The following is a 25,431-nucleotide window of genomic DNA, read 5'->3' as shown; positions in this document are numbered from 1 at the left end:
GGGGTTGCATCCGGCTGGGTGGGGTGGATATCTGGCCGCAACCCAAAAAGGATGATCCGATGCGCCCCTCTGGCAGAAAACTAGGCGAAATGCGGCCCGTTTCAATCGAAACCGGTGTGATGAAACATGCGGAAGGGTCTTGCCTGATCAAGATGGGCGAGACGCATGTGCTGTGTTCGGCCACGATCGAGGACAAGGCGCCGCCGTTCTTGAAGAATACCGGGCTGGGTTGGGTGACGGCGGAATACGGCATGCTGCCGCGCGCCACCAGCAGCCGGACGCGACGCGAGGCGGCGGCGGGCAAACAATCGGGGCGGACGCAGGAGATTCAGCGCCTGATCGGGCGGGCTTTGCGCGCTGGCGTCGATCGTTCGGCGTTGGGCGAGCGGCAGATCGTGATTGACTGCGACGTGATCCAGGCGGATGGCGGCACGCGCTGCGCGTCGATCACGGGGGGCTGGGTCGCGCTGAAGATGGCGGTGGACAAACTGCTGAAGGCGGGCGTCATCGTCAGCGATCCGATGATCGACCATGTCGCCGCCGTGTCCTGCGGAGTTTATGCCGGGCAACCCGTTCTGGATCTGGACTATGCCGAGGATTCGACGGCGGGGACGGATGGCAACTTCATCCTGACGGGGCGCGGGCGGCTGATCGAAGTGCAGATGAGCGCCGAGGGCGCCACCTTCAGCCGGGCCGAGATGGGCGAGTTGCTGGACCTGTCCGAGGCGGGCTGTGCGCAGCTGGTGGCGGCGCAGAAGGCGGCTTTGGGGTTGTGATGCGGAAGTTTTCCGGGGATCGGCTGGTTGTGGCCACGCATAACAAGGGCAAGCTGGAAGAGATTTCAGCCTTGTTAGAGCCGTTTTCCGTGGCGGTGACCAGTGCCGGGGAGCTGGGGCTGGCAGAGCCGGAGGAGACCGAGACCACCTTCATCGGGAATGCCCGCATCAAGGCGCATTTCGCGGCCAAGGCCAGCGGGTTGCCTGCGCTGGCCGATGACAGCGGGATCAGCATCGACGGGCTGGGCGGCGCGCCGGGGGTTTACACGGCCGATTGGGCGGAAACGCCCAAGGGCCGCGATTTCGTGATGGCGATGACGCGGGCCTGGAACGCGCTGGAGGCGGCGCAGGCCCCCTACCCCCGCACCGCGCAATTCCGTTGCACGCTGGTGCTGGCCTGGCCGGATGGCCATGATGAGGTGTTCGAGGGCGTGATGCCCGGTCAGGTTGTCTGGCCCATGCGGGGGGATCAGGGGCATGGCTATGACCCGATCTTTCAGCCGGACGGGTTTGACATAACATTTGGCGAGATGGACCGCTGGAAGAAGAACGAGATCAGCCATCGCGCCGATGCCTTCCGCAAGCTGGTGAAAGGATGTTTCACATGAAGCGCATATCGACAGGATCGCCCTTCGAGGCGACGATGGGCTATAGCCGGGCCATCGTGAAAGGGGGCTGGTGCTTTGTTTCCGGCGTCACGGGCTATGATTATGCCACGATGACGATGCCGGATGACGTGGCCGATCAGGCGCGGAACTGTTTCCGCACGATCAAGGGCGTGCTGGAACAGGGCGGCTTCACGATGGAGGATATCGTTCGGGTGCAATACACGGTGACGGATGTGGCGCTGGTGGATGCGCTGATCCCGGCGCTGGGTGAGGCGCTGGGCGAGATCCGGCCCGCGGCAACGATGGTGATTGCGGGATTGATCCGGCCGGAGATGAAGGTCGAGATCGAGGTTACGGCCTTCAAGGGGTAAGGCGGCATGGAAGATTGGCGGGCCGGGGGGTTTGGTCTTTATATCCACTGGCCTTTCTGCCAGTCCAAGTGCCCCTATTGCGATTTCAACAGCCATGTGGCCGCCAGCATCGACCAAGGGCGTTGGCGCGATGCCTATCTGCGCGAGATTGCCCGGTTGGGCGCGGAAACGCGGGGCCGTGTGCTGGAGACGGTGTTCTTTGGCGGCGGCACGCCGTCGCTGATGGAGCCGGAGGTGGTGGGCGCGGTGCTGGAGGCGGTGCGCGCGACCTGGCCCATGGTGAACGACCCCGAGATCACGCTGGAGGCCAATCCCGGATCGGTGGAGGCGGGCCGTTTCCGCGCCTTTCGCGAGGCTGGGGTGAACCGGGTTTCCATGGGCGTGCAGGCGCTGAACGATGATGGTCTACGGCGGCTGGGGCGGTTGCATTCCGTGGCAGAGGCACGGCAAGCCTTTGATATTGCAAGAAACTGCTTTGATCGTGTCAGCTTTGACCTGATCTATGCGCGGCAGGATCAGACGCTGGCGGACTGGAGGGTCGAACTGCGCGAGGCGCTGTCGATGGCGGTGGACCATCTGTCGATGTATCAGTTGACGATCGAGGACGGCACAGCCTTTGGCGACCGCTTTGCAAGGGGTGGGCTGCGCGGGCTGCCGGATGAGGATGTGCAGGCCGACATGTATGACGCCACGCAGGAGATCTGCGCCGCGCATGGGATGCCAGGCTATGAGATCTCAAACCACGCCCGGCCTGGGGCGGAAAGCCGGCACAACCTGATCTATTGGCGGATGGGCGATTACATCGGCATCGGCCCCGGCGCGCATGGGCGGCTGACGCTGGACGGGCAGCGCTGGGCCACGGTTGCCCCGCGCGCACCGGGGGCCTGGCTGGCAAGGGTAGAGGCTGGGTCGGATGGGGAAGACCCGCGCGAGGCCATCAGCCGTGAGGAACAGGCGACGGAATACCTGCTGATGAGCCTGCGCCTGACCGAGGGGATGGACATCGCCCGGCATGAACGGCTGGCAGGGCGGCCCCTGAACGCGGCGCGACTGCGCCACCTGGCAGAGGAAGGGCTGGTTACCGTGGCGGATGGCCGCCTGAAGGCCAGCCCGACCGGGCGGGTGGTTCTGAATGCCGTCCTGCGGGAGTTGCTGATGTGAGGCGGGGCCTGTGGCTTTTGGGCGGGACCGGCGCCCTTGCGATGGGGTTTCTGGGTGTGTTCCTGCCCCTTTTGCCGACCGTGCCCTTTCTTTTGCTGGCGGCCTTCTGCTTTGCGCGATCATCGGACCGGCTGCATCGCTGGCTGATCCACCATCCGCGCCTTGGGCCGCCCATCCGCGATTGGGAAGAGCGTGGCGCGATCGGGAGCAGGGCAAAGATTCTTGCCAGCCTTTCTATGGCGGCAGCCTTTTCCCTTTCGCTTTGGCTGGGGTTGAAGGCCTGGATCCTGATCGCTCAGGCCGTTGTTCTGATCGGGGTGGCGATCTTCATATGGTCACGTCCCGCGGAATAGCCGACAGCACGCGGCAGAGCAGATCCAGGTCATCGAGCGACCGATAGCGGATCGCCAGCGTACCGCCATCGCCTGCCTGCCCGTGATCAATGGTGACGCGCATCTTCAGATTTGCGGAAAGATCGTTCTCCAGCGCGCGCGTATCGGCATCCTTGTCGGTGCTGCGGCCGCGCGGGCCACTGGCTTTGCCCGTGCCCTTGCGTGCCGGATCGCGGGCGAGGTTTTCGGTTTCCCGGACGGAAAGGTTGCGGGTGATCACCTGACGCGCCAGTTCCGAGGCATTGGGTGCCGTGATCAGGGCGCGAGCATGGCCCGCCGAAATTTTCCCTTCGCGAACAAAGGTTTGCACATCGTCGGGCAGATTCAGAAGGCGCAGGAGATTGGCAATGTGGCTGCGGCTTTTCGACAGCGCTTCGGCCAGCTTTTCCTGGGTATGTCCGAAGCGATCCATCAACTGGCGGAAGGCCAGCGCCTCTTCTATCGCGTTCAGATCGGCGCGCTGGATGTTTTCGATGATGGCGACTTCGATCACCTCGGAATCGGTGAAATCGCGGATGATCGCGGGCAGTTCGTGCAGCTGTGCCAGCTGCGCCGCGCGCCAGCGGCGTTCGCCGGCCACGATCTCATATCGCCCATCGCCCATGTCACGCACGATGAGCGGCTGGATCACGCCCTTGGTGCGGATCGACGAGGCCAGTTCCTGAAGCGACTCGGGCTGAAAATCGCGGCGCGGCTGGTTGGGGTTCGGGACCAGCTTTTCGACCGGGATCAGCAGATCGGGCCGACGCGGGCGATCCGGGGTTTTCGGATCAGCCTCGACCGAGACATCGGCCATCAGGGCAGAAAGGCCACGGCCAAGGCTGCGGCGTTCGGGTTTCTTTTCCATCAGGCGGGCTCCTCGGTTCGGTCGAGCGGGTGGCGGGCGATCAGTTCGGCGGCCAGGGCACGGTAAGCCTCGCTTCCCTTGGACGCGGTGTCATAGGACAGCACCGGCAAGGCGAAGCTGGGCGCTTCGGATACCCGGACATTGCGCGGAATGATGGTCTGAAAGACCAGATCGCCAAGATTCTCACGCGCGTCCATTTCGACCTGCTGACTCAACCTGTTGCGGCCATCGTACATGGTCAACACAACACCTTCGATTCGTAGGCCGGGATTGGCGGTTTGACGCACCTCTCGGACCGTCAGCATGAGCTGCGAGAGCCCTTCGAGGGCGAAGAATTCGGACTGCAGCGGCACCAGGACGGAATGGCAGGCGATCATCGCGTTGACGGTGAGCAGGCTGAGCGAGGGCGGGCAGTCGATCAGGACGAAATCGAGGTGATAGCCGTCGATGGCCGGTTGGCGAAGCGCATCGTGCAGGAGGAAGCTGCGCTTTTCATTGGCGACGAGTTCGATATCGGCCGAGGCCAGATCGGCATTGGCGGGGCAGATCAGGAGGCCGGGAATGGCGGTTTCCTGGATCGCGGATTCGAGGGGCGCCTCGTCAATCAGCAGATCATAGGTGGTGATCTTGCGCTGCGCCGGCTCTACCCCCAGGCCAGTGGACGCGTTGCCCTGGGGATCGAGATCGACAAGCAGGACGCGCCCACCCTGCTCTGCCAAGGCGGCGGCAAGGTTGATTGCCGTGGTAGTCTTGCCGACGCCGCCTTTCTGATTGGCGATCGCGATGATTCGCGGCTGTTTCGGGCGGGAAGGATCAGACATGGGACAGTGCTTTCACGGCAAGGATGACGGCCATCGGATCGGTTTCGCTGGGATGCGTCGCAAGATCGAAGTGCCAGTCTTTGCGGGCGGCTTCAACCTCTTCCCGCCAGTTTGCGCCCTTCGGAAAGAGGCAAAGGCCCCCTGCCCCGAGATGGCGATGGGCCAGTGACAGCAGAAGCGGCAACCCCGCCAGTGCGCGGGCCGATACAACGGACGCGCCCTGAGGGGTGGCTTCTTCTATGCGCTGGACGATGATGCTCGGCTTCAGGCCAAGATCACGCGCTGCCTGCTGCAGGAATGTCGCCTTGCGGCGATCCGATTCGATCAGGGTGACGGTCATGCCTGGGCGCAGATCAGCGGCAAGGCAGGCCACCACAAGGCCGGGAAAGCCCCCGCCGCTGCCCAGATCGACCCAGGACATGGCCTCTGCCGGGGAAAGTGTGAAAAGTTGCGCGGAATCAAGGATATGACGATCCCACGCATTGGCCAGTGTAGACCGAGAGACAAGGTTTATGGCCGGGTTCCACTTGTGCAGCAACGCTTCGAGCCGATGCAGCCTTTCGACCGTTTCACGTGAAACACCCGCCAGAGGGGCCTTTGCTTCCTTCATGCGCTGGCCGCGTTGCGCCGTGCCTTGCGGACATGCGCGAGAAGCAGGGTCAGCGCGGCCGGGGTCATCCCTTCGATCCTGGCTGCCTGCGCCAAGGTGTCGGGGCGGAGGCGGGCCAGTTTCAATGCAAGTTCCTTGGAGAGGCCGGGCATCGCGGGATAGTCGAAATCCGTCGGCAGGCGGGTTTCCTCTTCCCGCTGCAGAAGGCGGGCATCTTGTTCCTGCCGGTGCAGATACTGCGCATAAAGGGCATCAATGGCGACTTGTTCCCTGATTTCAGCCGGCAATGCCGCAAAGTCCGGGAAAAGCGATTCCACGGTTTCTCTGGCCTCTTCGCCGAAGGATAGAAGATCAAACCCGCTTCGCCGCGCCCCATCCTGCCGAACCGTGATGCCCGTTCCGGCCAGATCGCGCGAAGAAAGCTGCCGCGCCTGAAGTGCCGCATGGGCCTGCTCCATCAGGTCAAGCTTCGCGGCAAAGGCGATGCGTCGGTCTTCCCGCACACAGCCGAGCGCGATGCCTTTTGGCGTCAGGCGCTGATCGGCATTGTCGGCCCGCAATGCAAGGCGGAACTCGGCGCGTGAGGTGAACATGCGATAGGGTTCCGAAACGCCGCGGGTCAGCAGATCATCCAGCATCACGCCAATATAGCTGTCGCTGCGGCTGAAATGGATCGGATCCCGCCCGAGCGCCCGCGCTGCGGCGTTCAGCCCGGCCACAAGGCCCTGCGCCGCCGCCTCTTCGTAGCCCGTGGTCCCGTTGATCTGGCCCGCGAAGAACAGGCCTTCGATGGATTTCAATTCCAACGTCGGTCGAAGGCTGCGGGGATCGAAATAGTCATACTCGATCGCATAGCCTGGTTGCAGGATGACGACGTTCTGCAAACCGGCGATGGAGCGGACATAGGATTCCTGCACTTCGGCGGGAAGCGATGTCGAGATGCCGTTCGGATAAACGGTATCGTCGTCCAGCCCCTCGGGTTCGAGAAACACCTGATGCGATGTCTTGTCGGCGAATCGCACGACCTTGTCTTCGATAGAGGGGCAATAGCGCGGGCCAACGCCTTCGATGTGGCCACCATACATTGCGGAACGGCCAAGGTTCGCACGCACGATGTCGTGGGTCGCCTCGTTGGTATGGGTGATCCCGCAGCTGATCTGGCGGGCGATGGGGGCCCGGTTCAGGAAGGAGAACAGCACCGGCACGTCATCCCCGGGTTGCATTTCCAGCGATGCCCAGTCGATGCTGCGCCCCGAAAGGCGCGGCGGGGTGCCGGTTTTCAGCCGCCCACGCGGCAAATCCAGCGCGGCCAGTTTCTGCGCAAGCGGAACCGAGGGGTGATCCCCCATCCGCCCGCCCTGCTGGCGCTGATCGCCGATATGGATGATTCCGTTCAGAAAGGTGCCTGCCGTCAGGATCACGGATCGCGCGCTGATCTCGCTGCCATCCTGCAAGACGACACCCGTCACCGCCTGCCCCTCCATGCGCAGGTCGACAACCTCGCCCTCAACCACGGTCAGGTTCTCTTCGGCGGCCAGAAGGCGCTGCATTTCAAGGCGGTACAGCTTGCGGTCGGCCTGGGCGCGGGGGCCCTGCACCGCCGGTCCCTTGCGGCGATTCAAAAGGCGGAACTGGATCCCCGCTGCATCCGCCGCACGCCCCATCACCCCATCCAGCGCGTCGATCTCCCGCACCAGATGGCCCTTGCCAAGCCCGCCAATCGCCGGATTGCAGGACATTACCCCTATGGCATCCGCCCGAAGGGTGACAAGCGCCGTCCGTGCGCCAAGGCGGGCGGCGGCGGCGGCGGCCTCTGCGCCGGCATGGCCGCCGCCGATCACGATGACATCAAGATGTTTCACGTGAAACCCTCACTTCCCGATACAGAAGCTGGAGAATATCTCATCCAGCAAGTTTTCCACATCCACCCGTCCGACCAGCGCCTCCAGCGCCCTCAGCGCGATGCGCAACTCCGCCGCGGCCAGTTCAGCCCGCGCGGTGCCCTTCTCTACCTCAGACATCGCTGATTCCATAGCCTCGATCGCACGTTCTATCGCCAGCCTGTGGCGTTCCCGCGTAATCACGCCGGCGCTAGCGCTCCGCTCCAGCAGGCGGGTGCCGATCTCCTCGATCAATTCCGCAATCCCCTGCCCGGTCTTGCCGGATACACCGCCGCCGCCCAGATCCGCCTTGCCACGGATCAGGATATCCCCGTCCTCCGGCTCGATCCCCGGCAGTGCCTCGTCACTGATCAGGAAAACCCGCAGATCGGCCATCCGCGCGCGGGAAAGCGCCCGGTCGATCCCGATCCGCTCCACCTGATCCTCGGTTTCCCGAAGGCCCGCCGTATCCAGCAAGGTCACCGCAAGGCCGCGGATATCCATCCGCACCTCGATCACGTCCCGCGTCGTTCCGGCAATCTCGGATGTGATGGCCGCCTCGCGCCCCGCCAGCGCATTCAGAAGCGTCGACTTCCCCGCATTCGGCGCACCGATGATCGCCACTTCAAAGCCGTCACGGATACGCTCTGCCGCCCGTCCCCCCAGCGCCTCGCGCCGCAGATCAGCCAGCACGGCATGGCCCAGCGCCAGAACCTCCGGCGCGACATCGACAGGCACATCTTCATCGGCAAAATCGATGGTTGCCTCGATCAACGCCGCCGCGCGGATCAGCTTCTCGCGCCATTCCTCCGCCCTGCGCCCGATGGCACCAGACAGAACCCGTAACGCCTGCCGCCGCTGTGCCTCGGTCTCGGCCTCGATCAGGTCGGCAAGACCCTCCACCTGGGCCAGGTCCAGTTTGCCGTTTTCCAACGCGCGCCGGGTGAATTCGCCCGGTTCAGCCAGCCGCAGCCCATGTTCGCCCGCCAGTGCCTGCATCACGGCCTGCACAACGGCAAGCGACCCATGCAAGTGCAATTCGGCGGCGGCCTCACCCGTAAAGCTCTCACCTTCGGGGAACAGGATCACCAGCGCCTGATCCAGTTCCACCCCATCCTTCACCAGCCGCCGCAGGCTGGCGCGACGGGGCTCCGGCAAGGGGCCACACAGCCCGGCCACTGCCGCATGCGATCCCGGTCCGGACAGGCGCAATACCGCCACCCCGGCCTTGCCGCGTGCGCTGGCCAAGGCATAGATCGTGTTCATTGTCGTTAACCCTTTGATTCAGAACACTTAAGTGTTCATGGAATCGAAGAACTCCGAATTCGTCTTGGTCTGCTTCAGCTTCGACAGCAAGAACTCGATGGCGTCGGTCGTTCCCATCGGGTTCAGGATGCGGCGCAGGACATAGGTCTTCTGCAGATCAATCTTGTCGACCAGCAGATCCTCTTTCCTGGTGCCGGATTTCAGGATGTCGATCGCCGGGAAGACGCGCTTGTCGGCCACCTTGCGATCCAGAACGATCTCGCTGTTGCCGGTGCCCTTGAACTCTTCGAAGATCACTTCGTCCATCCGGCTGCCCGTATCAATCAGCGCAGTCGCGATGATGGTCAGCGATCCGCCCTCTTCGATATTGCGCGCCGCACCAAAGAACCGCTTCGGCCGCTGCAAGGCATTGGCATCCACGCCGCCGGTCAGAACCTTGCCCGAAGACGGCACAACCGTGTTGAAGGCCCGGCCCAGGCGGGTGATCGAATCCAGCAGGATCACCACATCCCGCTTGTGTTCCACAAGGCGCTTGGCCTTTTCGATCACCATTTCCGCCACGGCCACATGCCGCGTCGCCGGTTCGTCAAAGGTCGAAGAGACAACCTCGCCCTTCACCGAACGCTGCATGTCGGTCACTTCCTCGGGGCGTTCGTCGATCAGCAGGACGATCAGATAGCATTCCGGGTGGTTGGTCGCGATGGAATGGGCGATATTCTGCAAAAGCACCGTCTTGCCGGTGCGCGGCGGCGCCACGATCAGCGCGCGCTGGCCCTTGCCGATGGGACAGACCAGATCAATGATCCGGGCCGAACGGTCGCGGATCGTGGGATCCTCGATCTCCATCTTCAGGCGCTCATCGGGGTAAAGCGGCGTCAGGTTGTCGAAATGCACCTTGTGGCGCGCGCGTTCGGGATCGTCGAAGTTGATCTTCGTCGCCTTCACAAGGCTGAAATAGCGCTCATTCTCGCGTGGGGCCTGGATCACGCCTTCGATGGAATCCCCGGTACGCAGCGAAAACTGGCGGATCATCTCGGGGCTGACATAGATATCGTCCGGGCCGGGCAGATAGTTCGCCTCGGGGCTGCGCAGAAAGCCAAAGCCATCCTGCAGCACCTCCAGCACGCCATCGCCGCCGATCTCGAATCCTTCCTCGGCATGTTCCTTAAGGATCTGGAACATCATCTCGCCCTTCCGCATGGAGGGGGCGTTCTCGATCTCCCATTCCTCGGCCATGGCCAGCAGGTCGGCCGGGGTCTTGGCCTTGAGATCGGAAAGGTTCAGCCGTTCGGTTGTCATGCGGATATGTCCTGAGGCGCCGCGTCGATGCGCGGGTTCGCCAGTTTGGAAACGGGAAATGCCTTGGGCCGGACGGCCCTGCATCGCGGCAGATACGCGCCGTGGGGCGGAAAGTCAATCTTGCGCCTTCCGCGCCTTCCGCGCCAGCCGTGGCGGATCAGAACTTCAGGATCACCGAAAACACGATCACCAGCATCAGGATCGTCGGCACCTCGTTCATCATGCGGTAGTGCCGCCCGCTCAGGCTGTTGCGATCCGCCATGAAATCCTTGCGCCGCAGGCCAAGCCAGTGGTGAAACCACGTCATCCCCAGCACGGCCGCCGCCTTTGTCCAGGGCCAGATCACCGACCAGTCGACGATCCCGGGCGTGAAGACCAGCGCAAGGCCGAAGATCCATGTCGCCACCATCGCAGGCGTCATGATCGCCCTTAGCAGGCGGCGCTCCATCGTCTGGAACAGCTCGCTTGTCGGCGTGCCGGATCCGACCACCTCGACGTGATAGACGAAAAGCCGGGGCAGATAGAACAGGCCCGCCATCCAGGAAATCACCGAAACGACATGCAAAGCCTTTGTCCAGAGATACCAATCCGCCAGGAAATCACCCATGACAACGCCTTTGCCTGCCTCTTTGCCTCTTCTTCTTATCAATAAGAAAGAAAAGAGAGAATGATGATGAAGGCCCTGTGGAAAACCGGATTGCCGCAATCATCCCGCATTCCATCCACAGCGCGCAGCCCGTGGAAAGCCTGTGGAGAACCGTGAAACACCGCCACGGCATTCGTAGAAATTGTTATTATTCAATTATTTATGATGGAACCACCGGGTTTTTAATCCACATGTCGCCGATCGCGGGCTGCGGGACAGTCGCGCTGTCCCCACAAAGGGTATCTGCCCGCCCACAGGTGGACAAATCGCCCCATCTGGCCGATCTATCCCCGCAGCGCGCGCCCTTTGCCTCGGGCATCGCAACAGGCCACAAAGCCACCGCAGGAACAAAACCGGATTGTCCACAGCTTCACCCTCAGGGAACGCGCCATGCCGCCACTGATCCTAGCTTCCGCCTCTGCCATCCGCCAACAGCTTCTGGCCAATGCCGGTATCCCGGTTCAGGCCATCCCCGCCCGCGTGGATGAAGAGACGATCCGCACCGCGCTGGAGGCAGAGGGCGCGAAACCCCGCGATGTCGCCGATACCCTGGCCGAGATGAAGGCCCGCAAGCTTGCGGAACGCAACCCCGCCGCGGTGGTGATCGGCTGCGATCAGGTGCTGGATTTCGAAGGCCGGGTCTTTGCCAAGCCGGAAACCCCTGATGCAGCGCGGGCACAGTTGACGGCGCTTCGTGGCCGGACACACAGGCTGTTTTCCGCGGTCGTGCTATATGAATCCGCAAGGCCCGTCTGGCGGCATATGGGGGAGGTCAGGCTGACGATGCGCGCGTTTTCCGACGCCTATCTTGACGATTACATCACCCGAAACTGGGACGAGGTCCGCCATTGCGTGGGCGCCTATCAGCTTGAAGGCGAAGGCGCGCGGCTGTTCGCGCAGGTCGAGGGGGATTACTTCTCGGTCCTTGGTCTGCCGCTTCTGCCACTGTTGAACTATCTCGGGCAAAGGGGTCTTATCGCGGCATGACCGATCATCCCCGCATTCCGCTTGTCGCCGTCATCGGATCGCCCGTCGCCCATAGCCGGTCGCCTGCGCTGCATGGCTACTGGCTGCGGCGCTATGGGATCAAGGGCTTCTACATCCCCATGGATCTGGCCCAGGCCGATCTGGAATCGGCGCTGCGGATGATGCCGCGGATGGGTTTTGTCGGGGCCAATGTCACCATCCCCCACAAGGAGGCCGTGCTGAACATCGCCGATGTGATCAGCGACCGCGCCGCGCTGATCGGGGCGGCGAATACGCTGATCTTTCGCAAGGATGGCAAGATCCAGGCCGACAATACCGATGGTGCGGGCTTCATCGCGAACCTGCGCCAGCATGCGCCGCATTGGCTGCCCTCCGCCGGGCCTGCGGCGGTGTTCGGGGCGGGAGGCGCGGCGCGGGCCGTGATCGCCGCCCTGATCGAGGTGGGCGTCCCCGAGATCCGCCTTGCCAACCGCACCCGCGCCCGGGCCGATGCGCTGCGCTCGGATTTCGGGGCGAAGATCCATGTCCAGGAATGGGTGCAGGCCGATGCCATGATCGACGGCGCGGCAACGGTGGTGAACACCACCTCGCTCGGGATGACGGGCAAGCCCGATCTGGTCTTGCCGCTCGGCTCTCTCTCGCCGCAGGCGCTGGTGACGGATCTGGTCTATACCCCCCTCAAGACCCAGTTCCTGATCGAGGCGGAAGAGCGCGGGGCGACCGTGGTCGATGGCCTTGGCATGCTGCTGCATCAGGCCGCGCCGGGATTTGAGCGTTGGTTCGGCCAGCGCCCGGATGTGGATGACGCCACGCGCGCGGCGGTCCTCAGCGCATGAGCGCGTTCCGCCTTGGCCTGACCGGATCCATCGGCATGGGCAAATCGACAACCGCCGCCCTGTTCCGCGACGAAGGCATTCCCGTCTGGGATGCCGATGCAGCCGTGCATCGGCTTTATGCGCCGGGTGGTGCGGCGGTGGCCCCGCTGGCCGCGCTTTGCCCCGCTGCCCTGCGGGATGGCGGGATCGACCGGGCCGCGCTGAAGGACTGGATCGCCGCCGATCCCGGCGCTTTGGCCCGGATCGAGGCGGTCGTGCATCCGCTTGTCGCAGCCGACCGCGCGGCCTTCCTGCAGGCGGCCAGGGCCGATATCGTGGTTCTGGATATCCCGCTTCTGTTCGAAAAAGGGTCCGAGTCCGAGATGGACGCCACGCTTCTTGTCACCGCCCCGCCCGAAGTGCAGCGCGCCCGTGTCATGGCCCGCCCCGGCATGACCGAAGCGCAGTTCAACGCGATCCTTGCCCGGCAGATGCCCGATGCCGAAAAGCGTGCGCGGGCGACGCATATCATCGAAACCCTCGATCCCGAAAGCGCCCGCGCCGCCGTGCGCGCGCTGATCGCCCATATACGGAAGGCCGCCCATGCGTGAGATCGTTCTGGATACCGAAACCACCGGTTTCGAACCTTCGGAAGGCCATCGCATCGTGGAAATCGGCGCGGTGGAGCTGTTCAACCACCTGCCCACCGGGCGCACCTATCACCAATACATCAACCCGGAACGCAGCATGCCGAAAGAAGCGTTCGAGGTGCATGGCCTGGGCGATGATTTCCTGCGCGACAAGCCGGTCTTCAAGGTGATCGGGCAGGCTTTCCTCGATTTCATCGGCGATGCGAAGCTGGTCATCCACAATGCTGCCTTCGACATGAAGTTCCTGAACGCCGAACTGGAATGGGCGGGGCTGCCCGGCCTGCCATGGGAACGCGCGCTGGATACGCTGGCCATCGCGCGCCAGCGCTTTCCGGGATCGCCTGCCTCTCTCGATGCGCTGTGCCGCCGTTTTGGCGTGGACAACTCGGCGCGGGAAAAGCATGGCGCGCTGCTCGACAGCGAAATCCTGGCCGAGGTCTATCTGGAACTGGTGGGCGGGCGGCAACCCGATTTCGGGCTGGCGGGCGGCCCGGGCGGCCAGGCACGCCCCGGCCAGGCATCCGGTGGAGCGGCTGATATCTGGCGCCCCCGTCCCCGTCCCACGCCCCTGCCCCCCCGCATCACCCCTGACGAGGCCGAGGCCCATGCCGCCTTTGTGGCAAAGCTTGGCGATGCGGCGATATGGAAAAAGCGCGCCTGATCAGGCGCGCCTTTCCCTTTTCCCGGCGGTCTTTCGACGCGATCAGTTGACGGGCGTCGTCTGCGCCTGGGCCGCTTGCGCGCGCCGTGCCAGTTCCTGGCGATACAGCGCCACGAAATCCACCGTGTCGATGTTCAGCGGCGGGAAGCCGCCATCGCGGGTGACATCGGAAATGATGCGCCGCACGAAGGGGAAGACCAGACGCGGACACTCGATCAGCAGGAAGGGATGCAACTGCTCTTCCGGCACACCTTCGACATGGAAGATCGCGCCATATTCCACTTCCAGCAGGAACAGCGTTTCGCCATTCGTCTTGTTCTTCGACGTGCAGCGATATTTCGATATCACGTCATACTGGTGATCCACCGGCCGCTTGCGCGCATCAAGGCTGACGGCAACCTGAATGTCGGGCTGCACATCCGATGCAGAGATGCCCTTCTTGGCCACCATGTTCTCGAACGACATGTCGCGGATGAACTGGGCCAGAACCTGCATGCGCAGTTGCGGTTGCGCGGGCTGCGCGCCATCTGCTGCCGCCGCGGTGTTTTCGTCTGTCATCCCTGTCACTCCCTATCGAACCACGGGTTGCCGTCGTTCCTAGCAGGAAGGCCCGGATGCCTCAATGCCTGCCCGTCCGCGGCGGCGGTCCCGCCAAAGGCGCGGGTCAATCCCGGGTCCAGCCCGATGGACGCCCGCCATCCGTGCGGGGAAGCGGCTCTGCCTCGACCTCGACGAATTCGCCGTCGATCACGATGCCGTCGCTGCGGCGGGCGGGGTTGTCCGATCGCATCGACACCACGCCAAAGCGCCGGGTCAGTTGTGCCACAAGCAGCGCCCGCAGCGGGGGCAGCAGCAACAGCGCGCCAAGGATATCCGTCAGAAAACCCGGCAGGATCAGCAGGATCCCCGCCAGCGCCCGCAGCGCGCCATCGCCTGCCACGCCCAGCGGATCGCGCATCTGGCCCATCTGCGCGCGCAAGCGTTCGGTGCTGCGCAGGCCCTGACGCTGCAACAGCGCCACGCCCAGGATGCCGGTTCCGATGACCACCAGCAGCGTCAGCCACAGCCCGATCGCGCCGCCGATGGTGACGAAAAGCGCGATCTCGATCAGCGGCCAAGCCAGAAGCAGGGCGAAAACAGGCATTTGGGCAATCCTTCGTGCCAAATCACAAAGCCGTGCCATGGACAGGCGTGGCCATGATCCCTACATAAGGTCGCAACTGCCAAGTTACCAACCCCAATGGCCCTGCCGACGCACGGCATCGCATAGCCGAGGTTCCGATGAGTTCTTCCCTGATCCAGCTTCTTGTTCTGGCCGGGATCGCCGTTTTCCTGATCCTGAAGCTGCGTTCCGTCCTTGGAACGCGGGAAGGCTTTGAAAAGCCGCCCATCCCGCTGGATGACGTCCGCCCCGCAGGCAAGCCGCGCCGCGATTTCGAGGTGATCGAAGGCGGTCCGGATCGCGACATCACCGATCACGTCGCCGACGGGTCCGATGCCGCCAAGGCGCTGGCCGGGATGAAGATGGCCGAACCGGGATTCAGCGTATCCGATTTCCTGTCGGGTGCGCGCGGGGCCTATGAGATGATCCTGATGGCCTATGAAAAGGGCGAGATGGACCGTGTCCGCGCCTTCCTGTCGCCCGAAGTCGCCGAAACCTTCGACGAGGCGATCAAGGCGCGCGAGGCGCAGGGGCTTACGGTGGAGGCGAATTTCGTCGGCCTGCGGGAAATGGCGTTGCATGACGCCAGCTTCAACCGCGACACGCGCGAGGCCGAGGTTGCCGTGCGTTTCGTGGGAGAGCTGACCTCGGTCGTCCGCGATGCCACCGGCACCGTTGTCGAAGGCAGCCCGACCGAGATCAAGCGTCAGCGCGATGTCTGGACCTTTGCCCGCAAGATGGGATCCTCCGATCCCAACTGGCACCTTGTCGCCACCGGAGACTGATGCGTTTCGCTGTCGCAGCGGCTATGCTGTCGGTCGCCATGACGACCGTGCCGCTGCGTGCCGAAATCCTGCGTTTTGCCGATCTGGACGGCTGGGCCACCGATGACCATCGGGCGGCCCTGACCAGTTTCCGCGAAACCTGCGATCTTCTGGAAGATGCCGATTGGGTGCCGCTCTGCCGTCTGGCCGCCGATGCGGGCGACAGCGCCGAAGGGGCGCGGCAGTTCTTCGAGCTGTTCTTCCGCCCTGTCGTCATCGGGGAACCGCCCGCGCTGTTCACCGGATATTACGAACCCGAACTGGCCGGTTCGCCCGTCCGCACGCCGCGCTTTGCCTGGCCGATCTATCGCCGCCCGCCGGAATTGCAGGATGGACAGGTCTATCTGACCCGCGCCCAGATCGAGGCGGGCGCCCTGCGCGGGCGCGGGCTGGAACTGGCCTGGCTGGATGATCCGGTGGATGTCTATTTCCTGCAGGTGCAGGGATCGGGGCGCATCCGCATGCCCGACGGGCGGGTGATGCGGGTGGGCTATGCCGGGCGGAACGGGCATGCCTATCGTTCCGTCGGGCAGGAAATGGTGCGCCGCGGCACCCACAGCATGGATCAGGTTTCCGCACAGGAAATCGCGGCCCATGTCCGCAATCAGGCGGGGGCCGAGCTTTTGAACATCAACCCGTCCTACGTGTTCTTTCGCACGGTCAGCGACGTGCCCGCCGAAAAGGGGCCGATCGGGGCGATGGCCCGGTCGATCACCGCCTTCCGGTCGGTGGCGATTGATCCCGATTACACGCCGCTTGGCGCGCCGGTCTGGGTGGAAAAGGACGGGGCAAAGCCGATCCGCAGCCTGATGGTCGCGCAGGATACCGGGGGCGCGATCAAGGGCCCGCAGCGGGCGGATATCTTCTACGGCACCGGCCCCGCGGCGGGCGATGCGGCGGGCACGGTCAAGGATGGCGGGCGGATGGTGGTGCTTCTGCCCATCGACCGCGCCTATGCGATGCTGCCGGATGGCATGTGATGAGCCGCCGCCGCACCCTGCGCCCCGAGGAAGAGGAGCTTTGGCAGATCGTCGCCCGCAGCGCGCGGCCCCTGCATCCAAAGACGAAAGGCTATCTTTCCCGGATCGACGGCGCGGCCCATCCCCACCCCCCGGTTCCTGATCCGAAGCCGCAGCAGGCAGATATCCCGAAATCCTGGCTGGAACCCTTTCGCCTGGGCCAGAAGGCCCGCCCGGCCAAGGGGCATGACCTGCAGCCCTCGCTGGCGGAATCGCTGCGCGAGGCGCCGTTGCAGATGGATGCCCGCCAGCATGGGCGGATGATCCGCGGCAAGCTGGCCCCCGAGGCGCGGATCGACCTGCACGGCATGACCCTGGCTGAGGCGCACCCCGAATTGATCCGCTTTGTCCTGAACGCGCAGGCGGCGGGGCTGCGGCTGGTGCTTGTGATCACAGGCAAGGGCAAGCGGGGCGAAGATATCGGCCCGATCCCGCAGCGCATGGGGGCGCTGCGCCATCAGGTGCCGCAATGGCTGCGCCTGCCGCCGCTTGGCCCTGCCGTGCTGCAGGTGACCGAGGCGCATCTGAAGCATGGCGGCGCGGGGGCCTATTACGTCTATCTGCGCCGCCGCTAGGCGCGGGCCTGCCTGCGGGCGGGCAGGGCGGCCCGGTCGCTGCGGATGCGCCAGAACAGCAGCGCCGCCGCCAGCACGAACCAGCCGGCATAGGCGGGCATCTGGTCGGGCAGGCTGTGGCCCCGGTCGATCAGCAGGCCGGAAAGCGCAGGCCCGATGGCCGTGGCCAGCACCATGGCCGATGCCACGGTGGCCCGGATGGCGCCCAGATGGCGGGTGCCGTAGAACTCTGCCCAGAAGGCCATGGGGATCGTCGTCTGCGCGCCCGAAGTCAGCCCCATGATCAGCATGGCAGGTGCCGCCAGCGACAGGCTGTCGATCATCGGAAACAGCATGAAGAACAGCCCCAGCGGCAGCACATAGACCGGCATCAGCCGCGCCGTTCCCCAGCGATCCAGCGCCCATCCCCCCGCGAACATCGCGGTGACAGAGGCGGCGGTATAGGCCGGAAAGGTGGCGACAAGGCCCAGATGCGACCAGCCCTTCACCTCGGCCAGATGGACCTGCTGGAAGAAGAAGGCGGTGATGAAGCAGGGCGGCCCGATCAGCGCGGGCAGCACGCACCAGAACAGCGGATGGCGCAGCATCTGGCCACGTGTCCAGTGGCGGTTGCCCATGCCGGGGGCGTCATTCTCGGCCGCGATGGATTGCGGCGTGCGCTCCAGCCGCAGCAACCGCCAGATCACCGGCAGGCTGGCGGCGATGATCAGCGCGGCCACCAGCCACAGGCCTTGCCAGTGCAGCAGGGATTTCAGCCAGACAAAACCCAGTGGCATCACCACCTCGCCCACCGAAAAGCCCAGCGCCGCCACCGCCAGCGCCCGCCCGCGTGATGCGACGAACCACCGCGCCATGGCGACGCCCGCCGTCTGCACCACCATGCCTTGCCCGAACAGGCGCAGCGCAAAGATGCCCAGCGGCAAAAGCCATCCGGTGGGGCCGGTCGCCATCAGAAGGCAGGCCAGCGCCAGCAGTGCCAGCACCGCGCTGCCAAGGTGGCGCACACGGAAGCGGTCGGTCAGCGCGCCCGACCACAGCATGACAAAGGCCGATGCCATGGTGCAGGCGGCATAAAGCGCGCCCCATTCGCCATGGCCCAGCCCGTTCAGCGCGCGGATTTCGGCGGCAAAGACGGAAATGAAATAGGTCTGCCCGAAGCCCGACAGGAAGGACAGAAGGAAGCCCGCGAAAAGAAAGGGGGCATTGGCGCGAAGGAAGGAAAGAAAGGGCATGATGCCCTGTCATGTCACGCTTTGCCCGCGCGGCCCATCCTGTTTGCGACAGGATCAGTTCAGGCTGTCACCCGTGATCTCGGCGACCGGGGTCAGGATCACGCGCGTCGCGCTGCGCGCCGTCAGGATCACTCCGGGCAAAAGCCCCGCGCGCCCGGCGGCATCATTGCCGAAGGCCTGATCGACATCGCTGATCCGGCCCAGCAACCTGATCAGCGCAGGCGAGGTGCCGGGCACGAAATGCCCCGATCCGCTGGAAAAGGCCCCGACATCCAGATAGGTCACCTCAAGATCCGAAAGCCGGTCCACACTGTCCAGCGATCCAAGCCGCCCGCGCTGCCCGGTGATCAGCGCCGAAAGCCGCAACACGCGGTCGCGGTCGGATCCAAAGATGACAAAGGGTTGCGGCAGGGTGCCGATGTCGCGCGCCTGCATGCGGAACACCTCGACGTCGATATCGGGCGAAATCAGGATGACGCCGCGCAACTCGGGCATGATCCGCCCGTCGCGCAGGGCGATGTCGCGCAGCGCCTCCATCGACAGGAAGCTTCCCATCGAATGCGCCACCAGCGTGATGCGCGTCGCCCCGGCGGCCCTGGCCTCGCGGATCAGTTCCTCAAGCCCTTCACGGGCGAACATGATGGAATCGCGATCATAGACATAGCCCAGCGGTTCCGCCGCCGAGGGCCAGGAATAATGCAGCGCCACGCCCGGGATCTCCAGATCGTGGTGAAGCTGGGCGATGCGATAAAGGCCCTCGGTGAAGGTGTTGTTGAAGCCATGCACGAAGATCACCGCCTCGCGCCCATTGGCGGCAAGCGCCTTGCCCAGATCGCCGCGGAAATCGGCATCGGCGGCATAGATGCGCTGGTCGGTGGTGACGAAATCCGTGCTGACATTGGGGCGGCGCGGCTTGGCATAGCGGATCTCGCCCACTTCGCGCTGGGGCGGGATGGCCACGTCATAGCGCGCGAAACGCATCTCTTCCGACCGTTCGGTTCCAAAGACGCCCGTTCCCTGCAGGCCGCGTGTCGTGCCAACAAAGACGGTGGAAATCGGCCCCTCGGCCGTTTCGGGGGGCACCACGACCATCGCCCCGCGCGGCGTGCAGGCGGCAAGGGCGATCGACAGGATCAGCAGGGCGATGGGGCGCAAGGGTCCGGTCCTTCACATCTGGCATCCCTGATCGCGGCGAAGTGCGGGCTGGTCAAGCCCGCGCCTCCCGTCACAGAACGTAGCGGGAGATATCCGCCGATCGGGCCAGCTTGCCCACATTGGTTTCCACGAAAGCCGCATCCACGACAACCGCCTCGCCCGACCGGTCAGGCGCGGTGAAGGACAGCTCCTCGAAGACCCGTTCCATGATAGTATAAAGCCGCCGCGCCCCGATGTTTTCCACGCTGCCATTCACCTCGGCCGCGATGCGGGCAAGGGCGGCGATGCCATCCCCGGTAAAGCTGACCGCCACCTCTTCGGTGGCCATCAGCGCGGAATACTGCCGCGTCAGGGCGTTGTCGGTTTCCGTCAGGATGCGCACGAAATCGCCTTCGGTCAGCGGCTGCAACTCTACCCGGATGGGCAGACGGCCCTGCAATTCGGGCAGCAGGTCCGACGGTTTGGCGATGTGGAAGGCCCCGCTGGCGATGAACAGGATATGGTCGGTCTTCACCGGGCCGTATTTGGTGGAAACGGTGGTGCCTTCGATCAGAGGCAGCAGATCGCGCTGCACGCCTTCGCGGCTGACATCGGCGCCGCGGGCATCGGCGCGGGCGCAGATCTTGTCGATCTCGTCCAGAAAGACGATGCCGTTCTCCTGCACGGCCTCCAGCGCGGCGGCCTTCACCGCCTCGTCATCCAGAAGCTTGTCGGCCTCTTGTCCGATCAGAACCTCATAGCTGTCGGCCACCGTCATCTTCTTGCGCGTGCTGCGCCCGCCAAAGGCCTTGAACAGGTCCTGCAGGCCCTGCATCTGCATTTCCATCCCGTTGCCGCCGGGGAACATGCCCATCGGCATGGCGGTATCCTGCACCTCAAGCTCGATCATGGTCTGGTCAAGCTCTCCGCGCTTCAGCTTGCCGCGGAACATCTCGCGCGTCTGATCGCGCGCCTCCTTGCCGGCCAGCGCGTCGATCACGCGTTCCTCGGCCGCCTTGCGGGCGCGGGCCTTCACGTCGTCGCGCATCCGGGCGCGGGTTTCCACCATCGCCGCATCCACCAGATCGCGGATGATGCTGTCCACATCGCGGCCGACATAGCCCACCTCGGTGAACTTCGTCGCCTCGACCTTCAGAAAGGGCGCGCGGGCCAGTTTGGCCAGCCGGCGGCTGATCTCGGTCTTGCCCACGCCGGTGGGGCCGATCATCAGGATGTTCTTCGGATAGACCTCGTCCCGCAGGTCATCGCCCAGCTGCTTGCGCCGCCAGCGGTTGCGCAGCGCCACGGCAACCGCGCGCTTGGCATCGCGTTGCCCGATGATGAACCGGTCAAGCTCCGAGACGATCTCGCGCGGGGTGAGGTTGGTCATGGGCCGATCCTTCGTTCTGCCTGCGCCTAGCGCTGCCTGTCCGATGTAGCCCCTGCCGACGCCAAGGCCAAGGGTCCGGCTGCGCGGGCGGCGGGGTGGCGCGGTTTCGCCGATGCCATCCGCCCGGGCAGGACACAGACGAAGGAACAGGGTTACACCATGAAAAAAAACAGGCAGCAAAGGCGCACACGCGCAAGGAGAATCGCGATGCTCTTGAATACTTCGGTGATCGAGGAGGTTCGCGAAACCCTGGGCGATGACATGCTGCGCAGCTTTCTGGGGCGGATGCTGGCCGAGGTGGCCGATACGCATCAGTCCCTGGCCGCGCTGTTCCAGTCGCAGGATTACGCCACGCTGGCCACGACGGCGCATCGCGCCGCGGGTTCGGCGGCCTCGGTCGGGGCGAAGGATCTGCATGCCGCGCTGAAGGATATCGAGAATGCCGCCCGGGGCCCCGGCGCGGCGGCCGATCTGCCCGCGCTTGTTTCCGGTCTGCCAGATCGCCTGGAGGCCACCCGCGCGGCGCTGGATGGGCTTCTCGGCCCGCTCTGACGCGTCACGCCCTGAGCAGCGCGGCCAGGGCCGTGCGGATTTCGTCATCCAGCACCGATTCCCGCGCCAGAACATCCGCCGCAGCCTTCAACGCCTGCCCTGCCGCGCCGGGGGAGATCTCTGCAAAGCGCTGAAACTGCGCATGCACGTCCTCGCGCGCCCGCGCGATTGCGCCCGGCTCACCCAGTTCGGGGGATATCCGTTCGGGAACGATGAAACTGACCAGCCGTTCCTCAAGCGTTTCGCGGCGCAGGATCGCATCCAGCGGGCGCTGTTCGGGAAGAAAGGGAATCCGCACCGTCTGGCCGACGGGAAGATGAACCTCGTCGCTTTCCCGCCAATGCCGGATATCCGACAGCCCGGTATTGAGTGGCCCGACCCGCCCGCTTCGCATCACTCAGCCATTGAACTGATGCACCAGCAGGACATGCTGCGTGAAATGCAGGATGCCCCGGTTCGCAGGCGATCCGCGCGATGCAAGCGCGGCCGAGGCCAGGAACCGGCGGCCCGTATCCACCTCGCCCGTCTGCAGGGCGAGATAGCCGCGCAGGGCAAGGAAGGCCGGATGGCCCATGGATCGCACATCCAGCAGCGACAGGGTCGCATGCGCCTCGCGGTTCCGGATCAGCATCGCCAGCACAAGGCTCAGCCGGTAGAGCGCCCGCAGGTCGGCGCCCTTGCTGGCGATCAGCGCGGCGATCATGTTGCCCAGCGCCGCCCGCGGGTTGCCAGAGGCAAGGTCATCCTCGCCGGTGGCGGGCAGACAGGCCCCCTCCGGGGGCATCTCGGCAAAGGGAAGGAGGGTCGACAGCGCAAGGCTGTTCTCGCCTGCCACAAGGAACAGGGCGGAAGGCGGACCCGCAAACCCGGCATCCGGGCAGATGGCGCCCATGTCCGGCCCTTCGCAAAGCAGGGCCACAAGGGGGCCTTGCCCCGCCTCCCCGATCTCTCGGGGGAGAAGCTCCAGCGCGACGGTTGCGCCGCTCAGTTGCCCTGACCGCCTCATCAATTCATCCCGCAATCTTCCGGGCCGCATGTATCGGCGACCCGCCAGCCAAGAGTGCTGCCGTAAAGCTGAATGCGCGTTCCTTCGGCCGTGCGCAGCAGGATCCCCAGATCCCCGATGGACATGATGCGGCTTGTGATATCGGGGGCCGCCCCTTCGCCCAGCTTCCGCCCGTCGGCAAGTTCGACATAGCGCTCGCCCGCAAGGTTCGCCCCGGCCAGGGGCAATTGCGCCGCAGGCACGTTGCGGAACAGGAACTCCACGAAATCGGGATTGCGCGCGGTTTCCGAAAGGAAGGTAGAACTGCCCCCGACCATCGCCCCGAAGGCGGTTCCCGTCTCTCTCAGGCAGGCTTTCACACGATCAGGGGAAAGCGCGGTTTCCATCACCACCTCCCGCACATCGGGCGTCAGGCCGGTGACATCGCTGTCGCTTGAAACACTCAGCGCATCCAGCAGCAGCAGCGCGGTCGGCAGCATGCCGGGCGTCAGCCGCGCGCCTTGCCAGCAGGAGACAGGCTGATCGACGGAATAGGGCAGCGCCGTCAGCGGCTGTGGCAGGCGCATCAGCGTCTTGCCGAATTGAAGCTGTTCGTTCTGCATGGCGACCAGCATCACCAGGTTGGGCGACAGGGTTCCCGATCCGGCATCGCCCGAGGAATCTTCGGCGATCAGCGCATTTGCCGCGTCGATCATCGGCTGCATCGTGACCATCTCGCCCTGCGGCAGGGCGAAAAGGGGCAGGGTGATGGGCTGTTCATCCGGCGAGGATGCCTGGATCGTCGTCGTTCCTTCGGGCCCGGCCCCCGCCGGTTCCGCAAGCGGGGCCGGATCGACGATCCTGACAACCGAACCCGGCACAGCCGTGCCGACCGGATCGGGGGCTGCTGCGGGCGCATTGGCAGATTGCGCCGCGACCAGGGCCGAGATCGTCTGATTAAGCTGGTCGATCGAGCCGGAAAGGCCAAGATCGGCGACCACGATCTGCGAAGGTCCGGTCGCGCCCCCACCTTCCGCCTGGCTGGCCTCGGCCGTGCCGCCCGCCATCAGGGTGACGACTTCGCGCAGAACGGCCGGATCGGCCGCGCGGCCTTCGGCGATGTCGGTGACAAGGCGCTGGTGCAGATCAGGCCGGGTTTCCTGCAGCCGATCCAGCGCCAGAAGCACGGCCTCTGATCCCGGCGGGGTTGCTGATCCCGGCGGGGCTGCAAGAGGCGCGGGCGGTTCCGCCTGGTCCACGCTGCCGGGCGCGACTGTGGTGGCAGCCGTCTGCCGGCGCGCCTGCACGGCGGGAGCAAGCGTCGAGGAAAGCTCGGCCATCGTTCCGACAGGCCCAAGCTCGGGCAGGGTGACGGGCGCGTCTGGCGATCCGTCTGCGGGCGCAGACCCGCCCAGCACGGTGATCGCCTCGGCCAGCAGGGCGGTATCCGGCACCTCTCCCGCATCCACCAGGGCCACGATCCGATCATGCAGGGCAGGGCTGCGTGCCTGCAGCCGGTCAAGCGCCGTTGAAACGGCAATGACCCGCGCAGCCGCCGCATCGGGTGGTTCGGCCCCCAGTTCTGATGCCGCATCGGGCAGGGCCGCCTGCGCGGCCAGCGGTGCGGGATCCGCTGTCGATCCCGCCACCGGGGACGGGGCGACAGCCGCTGTCGCCATCGGGGCATCGGGCGCAACCATGGCTGCCGTTCCGGCGGCGCTGTCGGGGGCAAGACCCGGCGCAGCATCCTGACCCGGGGCAACCGTCAAGGCGGCCGGGGCCGCGCCCGGCGCGGTGCCGCCCGTGGTTTCCACCTGCAGGTCGTCGATCCGAAGCGGCGCGGCCATGATGGCCGGTTGCGGCGCGGGCAGGGCCGCCGGTGCGCGGGTTTCCGACGCGGCTGCCGCCGCGGCCTGCTGCCGCTGCCGCAGGATCAGGCCAAGGTCGCGCGCGATACCCTCGACGGTTCCGACAAATCCCAGACCTTCGACCACGACGCGCGGGCCGCCCGCTTCACCGGGCGGTGCCGCTTCGATCGTTCCGCCGATGGCTTCAAGCACCTCTTGCAGAAAGGCGGGCTCGGGCGTTTCGCCAAGCTCGATCCTGCTGACAAGCTGATCGTGAAGCTCGGGCCGGTTGTCCTGCAGCCGGTCAAGGGCCGCGGAAAGCCCGGACAGGCGGCTGTCGGGCTGTTGCACCGGCGCGGGCGCGTCGGGCGTTACCTCTGGCTGCCCGGCAAACAGCGACTGGGCATCCACCTCATTGGGTTCGGCCAGCGTTTCGGGCGCCACCACCCGGCCGGTTTCGGCATCTGCAACCGGGCCGGTGCCGATGATCACGGGGGCGGTGTCCACCTCGGCCGGCTGATCCAGCGTCACGAAACTGCGCAACGGGATTTCCTTGGCAAAGCGCCGGGAATAGACCCCGATCAGCCCCACCCAATTGTCCATCTTGTCGCGCGGGACGATGCCAGTCGCCTCGACCACCAGCCCGTCCAGCCGGAAGATCACCAGATCGGCCAGCCCTGCATCTGCGGCGATGCCGCGCAGATCATCGAGAATGGCATCCGCGGTGCGGATATCGCTTTTCACGGAGGCAAGGCCGAAGACCCCGGTCTGGATGCTTTCCACCAACCGCTCTGCCGTGACCGGATCCAGAACCGTGCCCGACAGCGTCAGATGTCCGGCATCGTGTTGATTTGCACTGAGAGCTGACCCGGGTTTTCCATCGAGAAGTGACCCACCATTGGTTATGGATTTCGTGTCATG

Annotated in this window: 27 protein-coding genes and 1 pseudogene; 13 read left to right on the top strand and 15 right to left on the bottom strand. The window is 65.1% G+C overall.

Annotation, left to right across the window (positions count from 1 at the left end; translation table 11 throughout):
* The first annotated feature begins 59 nt into the window (after window positions 1-59).
* Genes rph through G5V65_RS09630 form a run of 5 tightly spaced genes read left to right on the top strand, consistent with a single transcriptional unit; the run spans window position 60 to window position 3,269 of the window.
* Window positions 60-776, top strand: a complete 717-nt coding sequence (rph, locus tag G5V65_RS09650; protein WP_165049413.1) for a ribonuclease PH — start codon at window positions 60-62, stop codon at window positions 774-776.
* A complete protein-coding gene (gene rdgB / locus G5V65_RS09645; RefSeq protein WP_165049411.1) occupies window positions 773-1,384 on the top strand; it encodes an RdgB/HAM1 family non-canonical purine NTP pyrophosphatase in 612 nt (203 codons plus the stop codon). The genes rph and rdgB overlap by 4 nt, the downstream gene beginning before the upstream one ends.
* Complete coding sequence (locus tag G5V65_RS09640) at window positions 1,381-1,755, top strand: RidA family protein (protein ID WP_165049410.1); 375 nt, start codon at window positions 1,381-1,383, stop codon at window positions 1,753-1,755. The genes rdgB and G5V65_RS09640 overlap by 4 nt, the downstream gene beginning before the upstream one ends.
* Before the next feature lie 6 nt (window positions 1,756-1,761).
* The gene (gene hemW, locus G5V65_RS09635) at window positions 1,762-2,916 is read left to right on the top strand and encodes a radical SAM family heme chaperone HemW (RefSeq protein ID WP_165049407.1); all 1,155 of its coding nucleotides are present in this window, start codon (window positions 1,762-1,764) and stop codon (window positions 2,914-2,916) included.
* Window positions 2,917-2,957: 41 nt separating this feature from the next.
* Window positions 2,958-3,269 (top strand): YbaN family protein, encoded by a 312-nt coding sequence (locus tag G5V65_RS09630; RefSeq protein ID WP_206526753.1) that lies wholly within the window; start codon window positions 2,958-2,960, stop codon window positions 3,267-3,269.
* Here the strand turns inward: G5V65_RS09630 and G5V65_RS09625 are convergent.
* The 7 genes from G5V65_RS09625 to G5V65_RS09595 all read right to left on the bottom strand — a co-directional run bounded on the left by G5V65_RS09625 (window position 3,244) and on the right by G5V65_RS09595 (window position 10,638).
* On the bottom strand, window positions 3,244-4,155 hold the full coding sequence (locus G5V65_RS09625) for a ParB/RepB/Spo0J family partition protein (protein ID WP_206526743.1): 912 nt from the start codon (window positions 4,153-4,155) through the stop codon (window positions 3,244-3,246). The two genes, G5V65_RS09630 and G5V65_RS09625, sit on opposite strands and share 26 nt — an antisense overlap.
* Window positions 4,155-4,976 carry a ParA family protein gene (locus G5V65_RS09620; RefSeq protein ID WP_165049403.1) on the bottom strand — a complete coding sequence of 274 codons (822 nt, stop codon included), beginning with the start codon at window positions 4,974-4,976 and terminating at the stop codon, window positions 4,155-4,157. Before G5V65_RS09620 ends, G5V65_RS09625 begins: the two co-directional genes overlap by 1 nt.
* Window positions 4,969-5,586 (bottom strand): 16S rRNA (guanine(527)-N(7))-methyltransferase RsmG, encoded by a 618-nt coding sequence (rsmG, locus tag G5V65_RS09615; protein ID WP_165049401.1) that lies wholly within the window; start codon window positions 5,584-5,586, stop codon window positions 4,969-4,971. The genes G5V65_RS09620 and rsmG overlap by 8 nt, the downstream gene beginning before the upstream one ends.
* Window positions 5,583-7,448, bottom strand: a complete 1,866-nt coding sequence (gene mnmG / locus G5V65_RS09610) for a tRNA uridine-5-carboxymethylaminomethyl(34) synthesis enzyme MnmG (RefSeq protein WP_165049399.1) — start codon at window positions 7,446-7,448, stop codon at window positions 5,583-5,585. Before mnmG ends, rsmG begins: the two co-directional genes overlap by 4 nt.
* Before the next feature lie 9 nt (window positions 7,449-7,457).
* Window positions 7,458-8,732 carry a tRNA uridine-5-carboxymethylaminomethyl(34) synthesis GTPase MnmE gene (gene mnmE / locus G5V65_RS09605; RefSeq protein ID WP_165049396.1) on the bottom strand — a complete coding sequence of 425 codons (1,275 nt, stop codon included), beginning with the start codon at window positions 8,730-8,732 and terminating at the stop codon, window positions 7,458-7,460.
* Between the two features lie 27 nt (window positions 8,733-8,759).
* Window positions 8,760-10,031: a transcription termination factor Rho gene (gene rho / locus G5V65_RS09600; RefSeq protein WP_165049394.1), complete on the bottom strand. Its 1,272-nt coding sequence runs from the start codon at window positions 10,029-10,031 to the stop codon at window positions 8,760-8,762.
* Window positions 10,032-10,188: 157 nt separating this feature from the next.
* Complete coding sequence (locus tag G5V65_RS09595) at window positions 10,189-10,638, bottom strand: CopD family protein (RefSeq protein ID WP_165049392.1); 450 nt, start codon at window positions 10,636-10,638, stop codon at window positions 10,189-10,191.
* Window positions 10,639-11,067: 429 nt separating this feature from the next.
* Here G5V65_RS09595 and G5V65_RS09590 point away from each other — a divergent pair, with 429 nt between their 5' ends.
* From G5V65_RS09590 to dnaQ, 4 genes are read left to right on the top strand one after another with little or no spacing between them, the layout of a single operon-like run.
* Window positions 11,068-11,664 carry a Maf family protein gene (locus G5V65_RS09590; protein WP_165049390.1) on the top strand — a complete coding sequence of 199 codons (597 nt, stop codon included), beginning with the start codon at window positions 11,068-11,070 and terminating at the stop codon, window positions 11,662-11,664.
* A complete protein-coding gene (locus G5V65_RS09585) occupies window positions 11,661-12,500 on the top strand; it encodes a shikimate dehydrogenase (protein WP_165049388.1) in 840 nt (279 codons plus the stop codon). Before G5V65_RS09590 ends, G5V65_RS09585 begins: the two co-directional genes overlap by 4 nt.
* Complete coding sequence (gene coaE / locus G5V65_RS09580; RefSeq protein ID WP_165049386.1) at window positions 12,497-13,090, top strand: dephospho-CoA kinase; 594 nt, start codon at window positions 12,497-12,499, stop codon at window positions 13,088-13,090. Before G5V65_RS09585 ends, coaE begins: the two co-directional genes overlap by 4 nt.
* A complete protein-coding gene (gene dnaQ / locus G5V65_RS09575) occupies window positions 13,083-13,790 on the top strand; it encodes a DNA polymerase III subunit epsilon (RefSeq protein ID WP_165049385.1) in 708 nt (235 codons plus the stop codon). Before coaE ends, dnaQ begins: the two co-directional genes overlap by 8 nt.
* A gap of 42 nt (window positions 13,791-13,832) precedes the next feature.
* On the opposite strand, the gene secB is transcribed toward dnaQ, so the two are convergent.
* Together secB and G5V65_RS09565 are read right to left on the bottom strand one after the other, a co-directional pair.
* The gene (gene secB, locus G5V65_RS09570; RefSeq protein WP_165049383.1) at window positions 13,833-14,348 is read right to left on the bottom strand and encodes a protein-export chaperone SecB; all 516 of its coding nucleotides are present in this window, start codon (window positions 14,346-14,348) and stop codon (window positions 13,833-13,835) included.
* 106 nt (window positions 14,349-14,454) lie between these two features.
* Window positions 14,455-14,934 (bottom strand): FxsA family protein, encoded by a 480-nt coding sequence (locus G5V65_RS09565; RefSeq protein ID WP_165049381.1) that lies wholly within the window; start codon window positions 14,932-14,934, stop codon window positions 14,455-14,457.
* Between the two features lie 137 nt (window positions 14,935-15,071).
* Here G5V65_RS09565 and G5V65_RS09560 point away from each other — a divergent pair, with 137 nt between their 5' ends.
* The 3 genes from G5V65_RS09560 to G5V65_RS09550 are packed head-to-tail and all read left to right on the top strand — an operon-like array spanning window position 15,072 to window position 17,370.
* Window positions 15,072-15,737: a Tim44/TimA family putative adaptor protein gene (locus G5V65_RS09560; protein ID WP_165049379.1), complete on the top strand. Its 666-nt coding sequence runs from the start codon at window positions 15,072-15,074 to the stop codon at window positions 15,735-15,737.
* The gene (gene mltA / locus G5V65_RS09555; protein WP_165049377.1) at window positions 15,737-16,756 is read left to right on the top strand and encodes a murein transglycosylase A; all 1,020 of its coding nucleotides are present in this window, start codon (window positions 15,737-15,739) and stop codon (window positions 16,754-16,756) included. Before G5V65_RS09560 ends, mltA begins: the two co-directional genes overlap by 1 nt.
* Window positions 16,756-17,370, top strand: a complete 615-nt coding sequence (locus G5V65_RS09550; protein ID WP_165049375.1) for a Smr/MutS family protein — start codon at window positions 16,756-16,758, stop codon at window positions 17,368-17,370. Before mltA ends, G5V65_RS09550 begins: the two co-directional genes overlap by 1 nt.
* Here G5V65_RS09550 and G5V65_RS09545 read toward each other — a convergent pair.
* The 3 genes from G5V65_RS09545 to hslU form a co-directional block, all read right to left on the bottom strand.
* A complete protein-coding gene (locus tag G5V65_RS09545; protein WP_165049373.1) occupies window positions 17,367-18,602 on the bottom strand; it encodes an MFS transporter in 1,236 nt (411 codons plus the stop codon). The genes G5V65_RS09550 and G5V65_RS09545 overlap by 4 nt on opposite strands.
* 54 nt (window positions 18,603-18,656) lie before the next feature.
* Window positions 18,657-19,757, bottom strand: a complete 1,101-nt coding sequence (locus G5V65_RS09540) for an alpha/beta hydrolase (protein ID WP_165049371.1) — start codon at window positions 19,755-19,757, stop codon at window positions 18,657-18,659.
* A 70-nt stretch (window positions 19,758-19,827) separates the two neighbouring features.
* Window positions 19,828-21,126 (bottom strand): ATP-dependent protease ATPase subunit HslU, encoded by a 1,299-nt coding sequence (hslU, locus tag G5V65_RS09535; protein ID WP_165049369.1) that lies wholly within the window; start codon window positions 21,124-21,126, stop codon window positions 19,828-19,830.
* 207 nt (window positions 21,127-21,333) lie between these two features.
* Between hslU and G5V65_RS09530 the strand changes: the two genes are divergently transcribed.
* Window positions 21,334-21,678 carry an Hpt domain-containing protein gene (locus G5V65_RS09530; RefSeq protein WP_165049366.1) on the top strand — a complete coding sequence of 115 codons (345 nt, stop codon included), beginning with the start codon at window positions 21,334-21,336 and terminating at the stop codon, window positions 21,676-21,678.
* Between the two features lie 4 nt (window positions 21,679-21,682).
* Here the strand turns inward: G5V65_RS09530 and sctX are convergent, their stop codons facing one another.
* The 3 genes and pseudogenes from sctX to G5V65_RS09515 form a co-directional block, all read right to left on the bottom strand.
* Window positions 21,683-22,072 carry a type III secretion apparatus assembly protein SctX gene (sctX, locus tag G5V65_RS09525; protein ID WP_165049364.1) on the bottom strand — a complete coding sequence of 130 codons (390 nt, stop codon included), beginning with the start codon at window positions 22,070-22,072 and terminating at the stop codon, window positions 21,683-21,685.
* A gap of 3 nt (window positions 22,073-22,075) precedes the next feature.
* A complete protein-coding gene (locus G5V65_RS09520) occupies window positions 22,076-22,684 on the bottom strand; it encodes a hypothetical protein (protein WP_165049362.1) in 609 nt (202 codons plus the stop codon).
* Window positions 22,684-25,431 (bottom strand): annotated as a pseudogene (locus G5V65_RS09515) (hypothetical protein); the annotation flags it as partial. The gene G5V65_RS09520 and the pseudogene G5V65_RS09515, both read right to left, overlap by 1 nt.

It is taken from the genome of Paragemmobacter kunshanensis (genome assembly GCF_011059185.1).
GTDB classification, from domain to species: Bacteria; Pseudomonadota; Alphaproteobacteria; order Rhodobacterales; family Rhodobacteraceae; genus Paragemmobacter; species Paragemmobacter kunshanensis.
This window is presented reverse-complemented; position numbering and strand designations above follow the sequence as displayed.

Excerpts from the sequence above, each read along its gene's own strand:
- rph (WP_165049413.1), top strand. The coding sequence starts at position 60 with ATGCGCCCCTCTGGCAGAAAACTAGGCGAAATGCGGCCCGTTTCAATC.
- G5V65_RS09640 (WP_165049410.1), top strand. The coding sequence starts at position 1,381 with ATGAAGCGCATATCGACAGGATCGCCCTTCGAGGCGACGATGGGCTAT.
- hemW (WP_165049407.1), top strand. The coding sequence starts at position 1,762 with ATGGAAGATTGGCGGGCCGGGGGGTTTGGTCTTTATATCCACTGGCCT.
- G5V65_RS09630 (WP_206526753.1), top strand. The coding sequence starts at position 2,958 with ATGGGGTTTCTGGGTGTGTTCCTGCCCCTTTTGCCGACCGTGCCCTTT.
- G5V65_RS09625 (WP_206526743.1), bottom strand. The coding sequence starts at position 4,155 with ATGGAAAAGAAACCCGAACGCCGCAGCCTTGGCCGTGGCCTTTCTGCC.
- G5V65_RS09620 (WP_165049403.1), bottom strand. The coding sequence starts at position 4,976 with ATGTCTGATCCTTCCCGCCCGAAACAGCCGCGAATCATCGCGATCGCC.
- rsmG (WP_165049401.1), bottom strand. The coding sequence starts at position 5,586 with ATGAAGGAAGCAAAGGCCCCTCTGGCGGGTGTTTCACGTGAAACGGTC.
- mnmE (WP_165049396.1), bottom strand. The coding sequence starts at position 8,732 with ATGAACACGATCTATGCCTTGGCCAGCGCACGCGGCAAGGCCGGGGTG.
- rho (WP_165049394.1), bottom strand. The coding sequence starts at position 10,031 with ATGACAACCGAACGGCTGAACCTTTCCGATCTCAAGGCCAAGACCCCG.
- G5V65_RS09595 (WP_165049392.1), bottom strand. The coding sequence starts at position 10,638 with ATGGGTGATTTCCTGGCGGATTGGTATCTCTGGACAAAGGCTTTGCAT.
- G5V65_RS09590 (WP_165049390.1), top strand. The coding sequence starts at position 11,068 with ATGCCGCCACTGATCCTAGCTTCCGCCTCTGCCATCCGCCAACAGCTT.
- G5V65_RS09585 (WP_165049388.1), top strand. The coding sequence starts at position 11,661 with ATGACCGATCATCCCCGCATTCCGCTTGTCGCCGTCATCGGATCGCCC.
- coaE (WP_165049386.1), top strand. The coding sequence starts at position 12,497 with ATGAGCGCGTTCCGCCTTGGCCTGACCGGATCCATCGGCATGGGCAAA.
- dnaQ (WP_165049385.1), top strand. The coding sequence starts at position 13,083 with ATGCGTGAGATCGTTCTGGATACCGAAACCACCGGTTTCGAACCTTCG.
- secB (WP_165049383.1), bottom strand. The coding sequence starts at position 14,348 with ATGACAGACGAAAACACCGCGGCGGCAGCAGATGGCGCGCAGCCCGCG.
- G5V65_RS09565 (WP_165049381.1), bottom strand. The coding sequence starts at position 14,934 with ATGCCTGTTTTCGCCCTGCTTCTGGCTTGGCCGCTGATCGAGATCGCG.
- G5V65_RS09560 (WP_165049379.1), top strand. The coding sequence starts at position 15,072 with ATGAGTTCTTCCCTGATCCAGCTTCTTGTTCTGGCCGGGATCGCCGTT.
- mltA (WP_165049377.1), top strand. The coding sequence starts at position 15,737 with ATGCGTTTCGCTGTCGCAGCGGCTATGCTGTCGGTCGCCATGACGACC.
- G5V65_RS09550 (WP_165049375.1), top strand. The coding sequence starts at position 16,756 with ATGAGCCGCCGCCGCACCCTGCGCCCCGAGGAAGAGGAGCTTTGGCAG.
- G5V65_RS09545 (WP_165049373.1), bottom strand. The coding sequence starts at position 18,602 with ATGCCCTTTCTTTCCTTCCTTCGCGCCAATGCCCCCTTTCTTTTCGCG.
- hslU (WP_165049369.1), bottom strand. The coding sequence starts at position 21,126 with ATGACCAACCTCACCCCGCGCGAGATCGTCTCGGAGCTTGACCGGTTC.
- G5V65_RS09530 (WP_165049366.1), top strand. The coding sequence starts at position 21,334 with ATGCTCTTGAATACTTCGGTGATCGAGGAGGTTCGCGAAACCCTGGGC.
- sctX (WP_165049364.1), bottom strand. The coding sequence starts at position 22,072 with ATGCGAAGCGGGCGGGTCGGGCCACTCAATACCGGGCTGTCGGATATC.
- G5V65_RS09520 (WP_165049362.1), bottom strand. The coding sequence starts at position 22,684 with ATGAGGCGGTCAGGGCAACTGAGCGGCGCAACCGTCGCGCTGGAGCTT.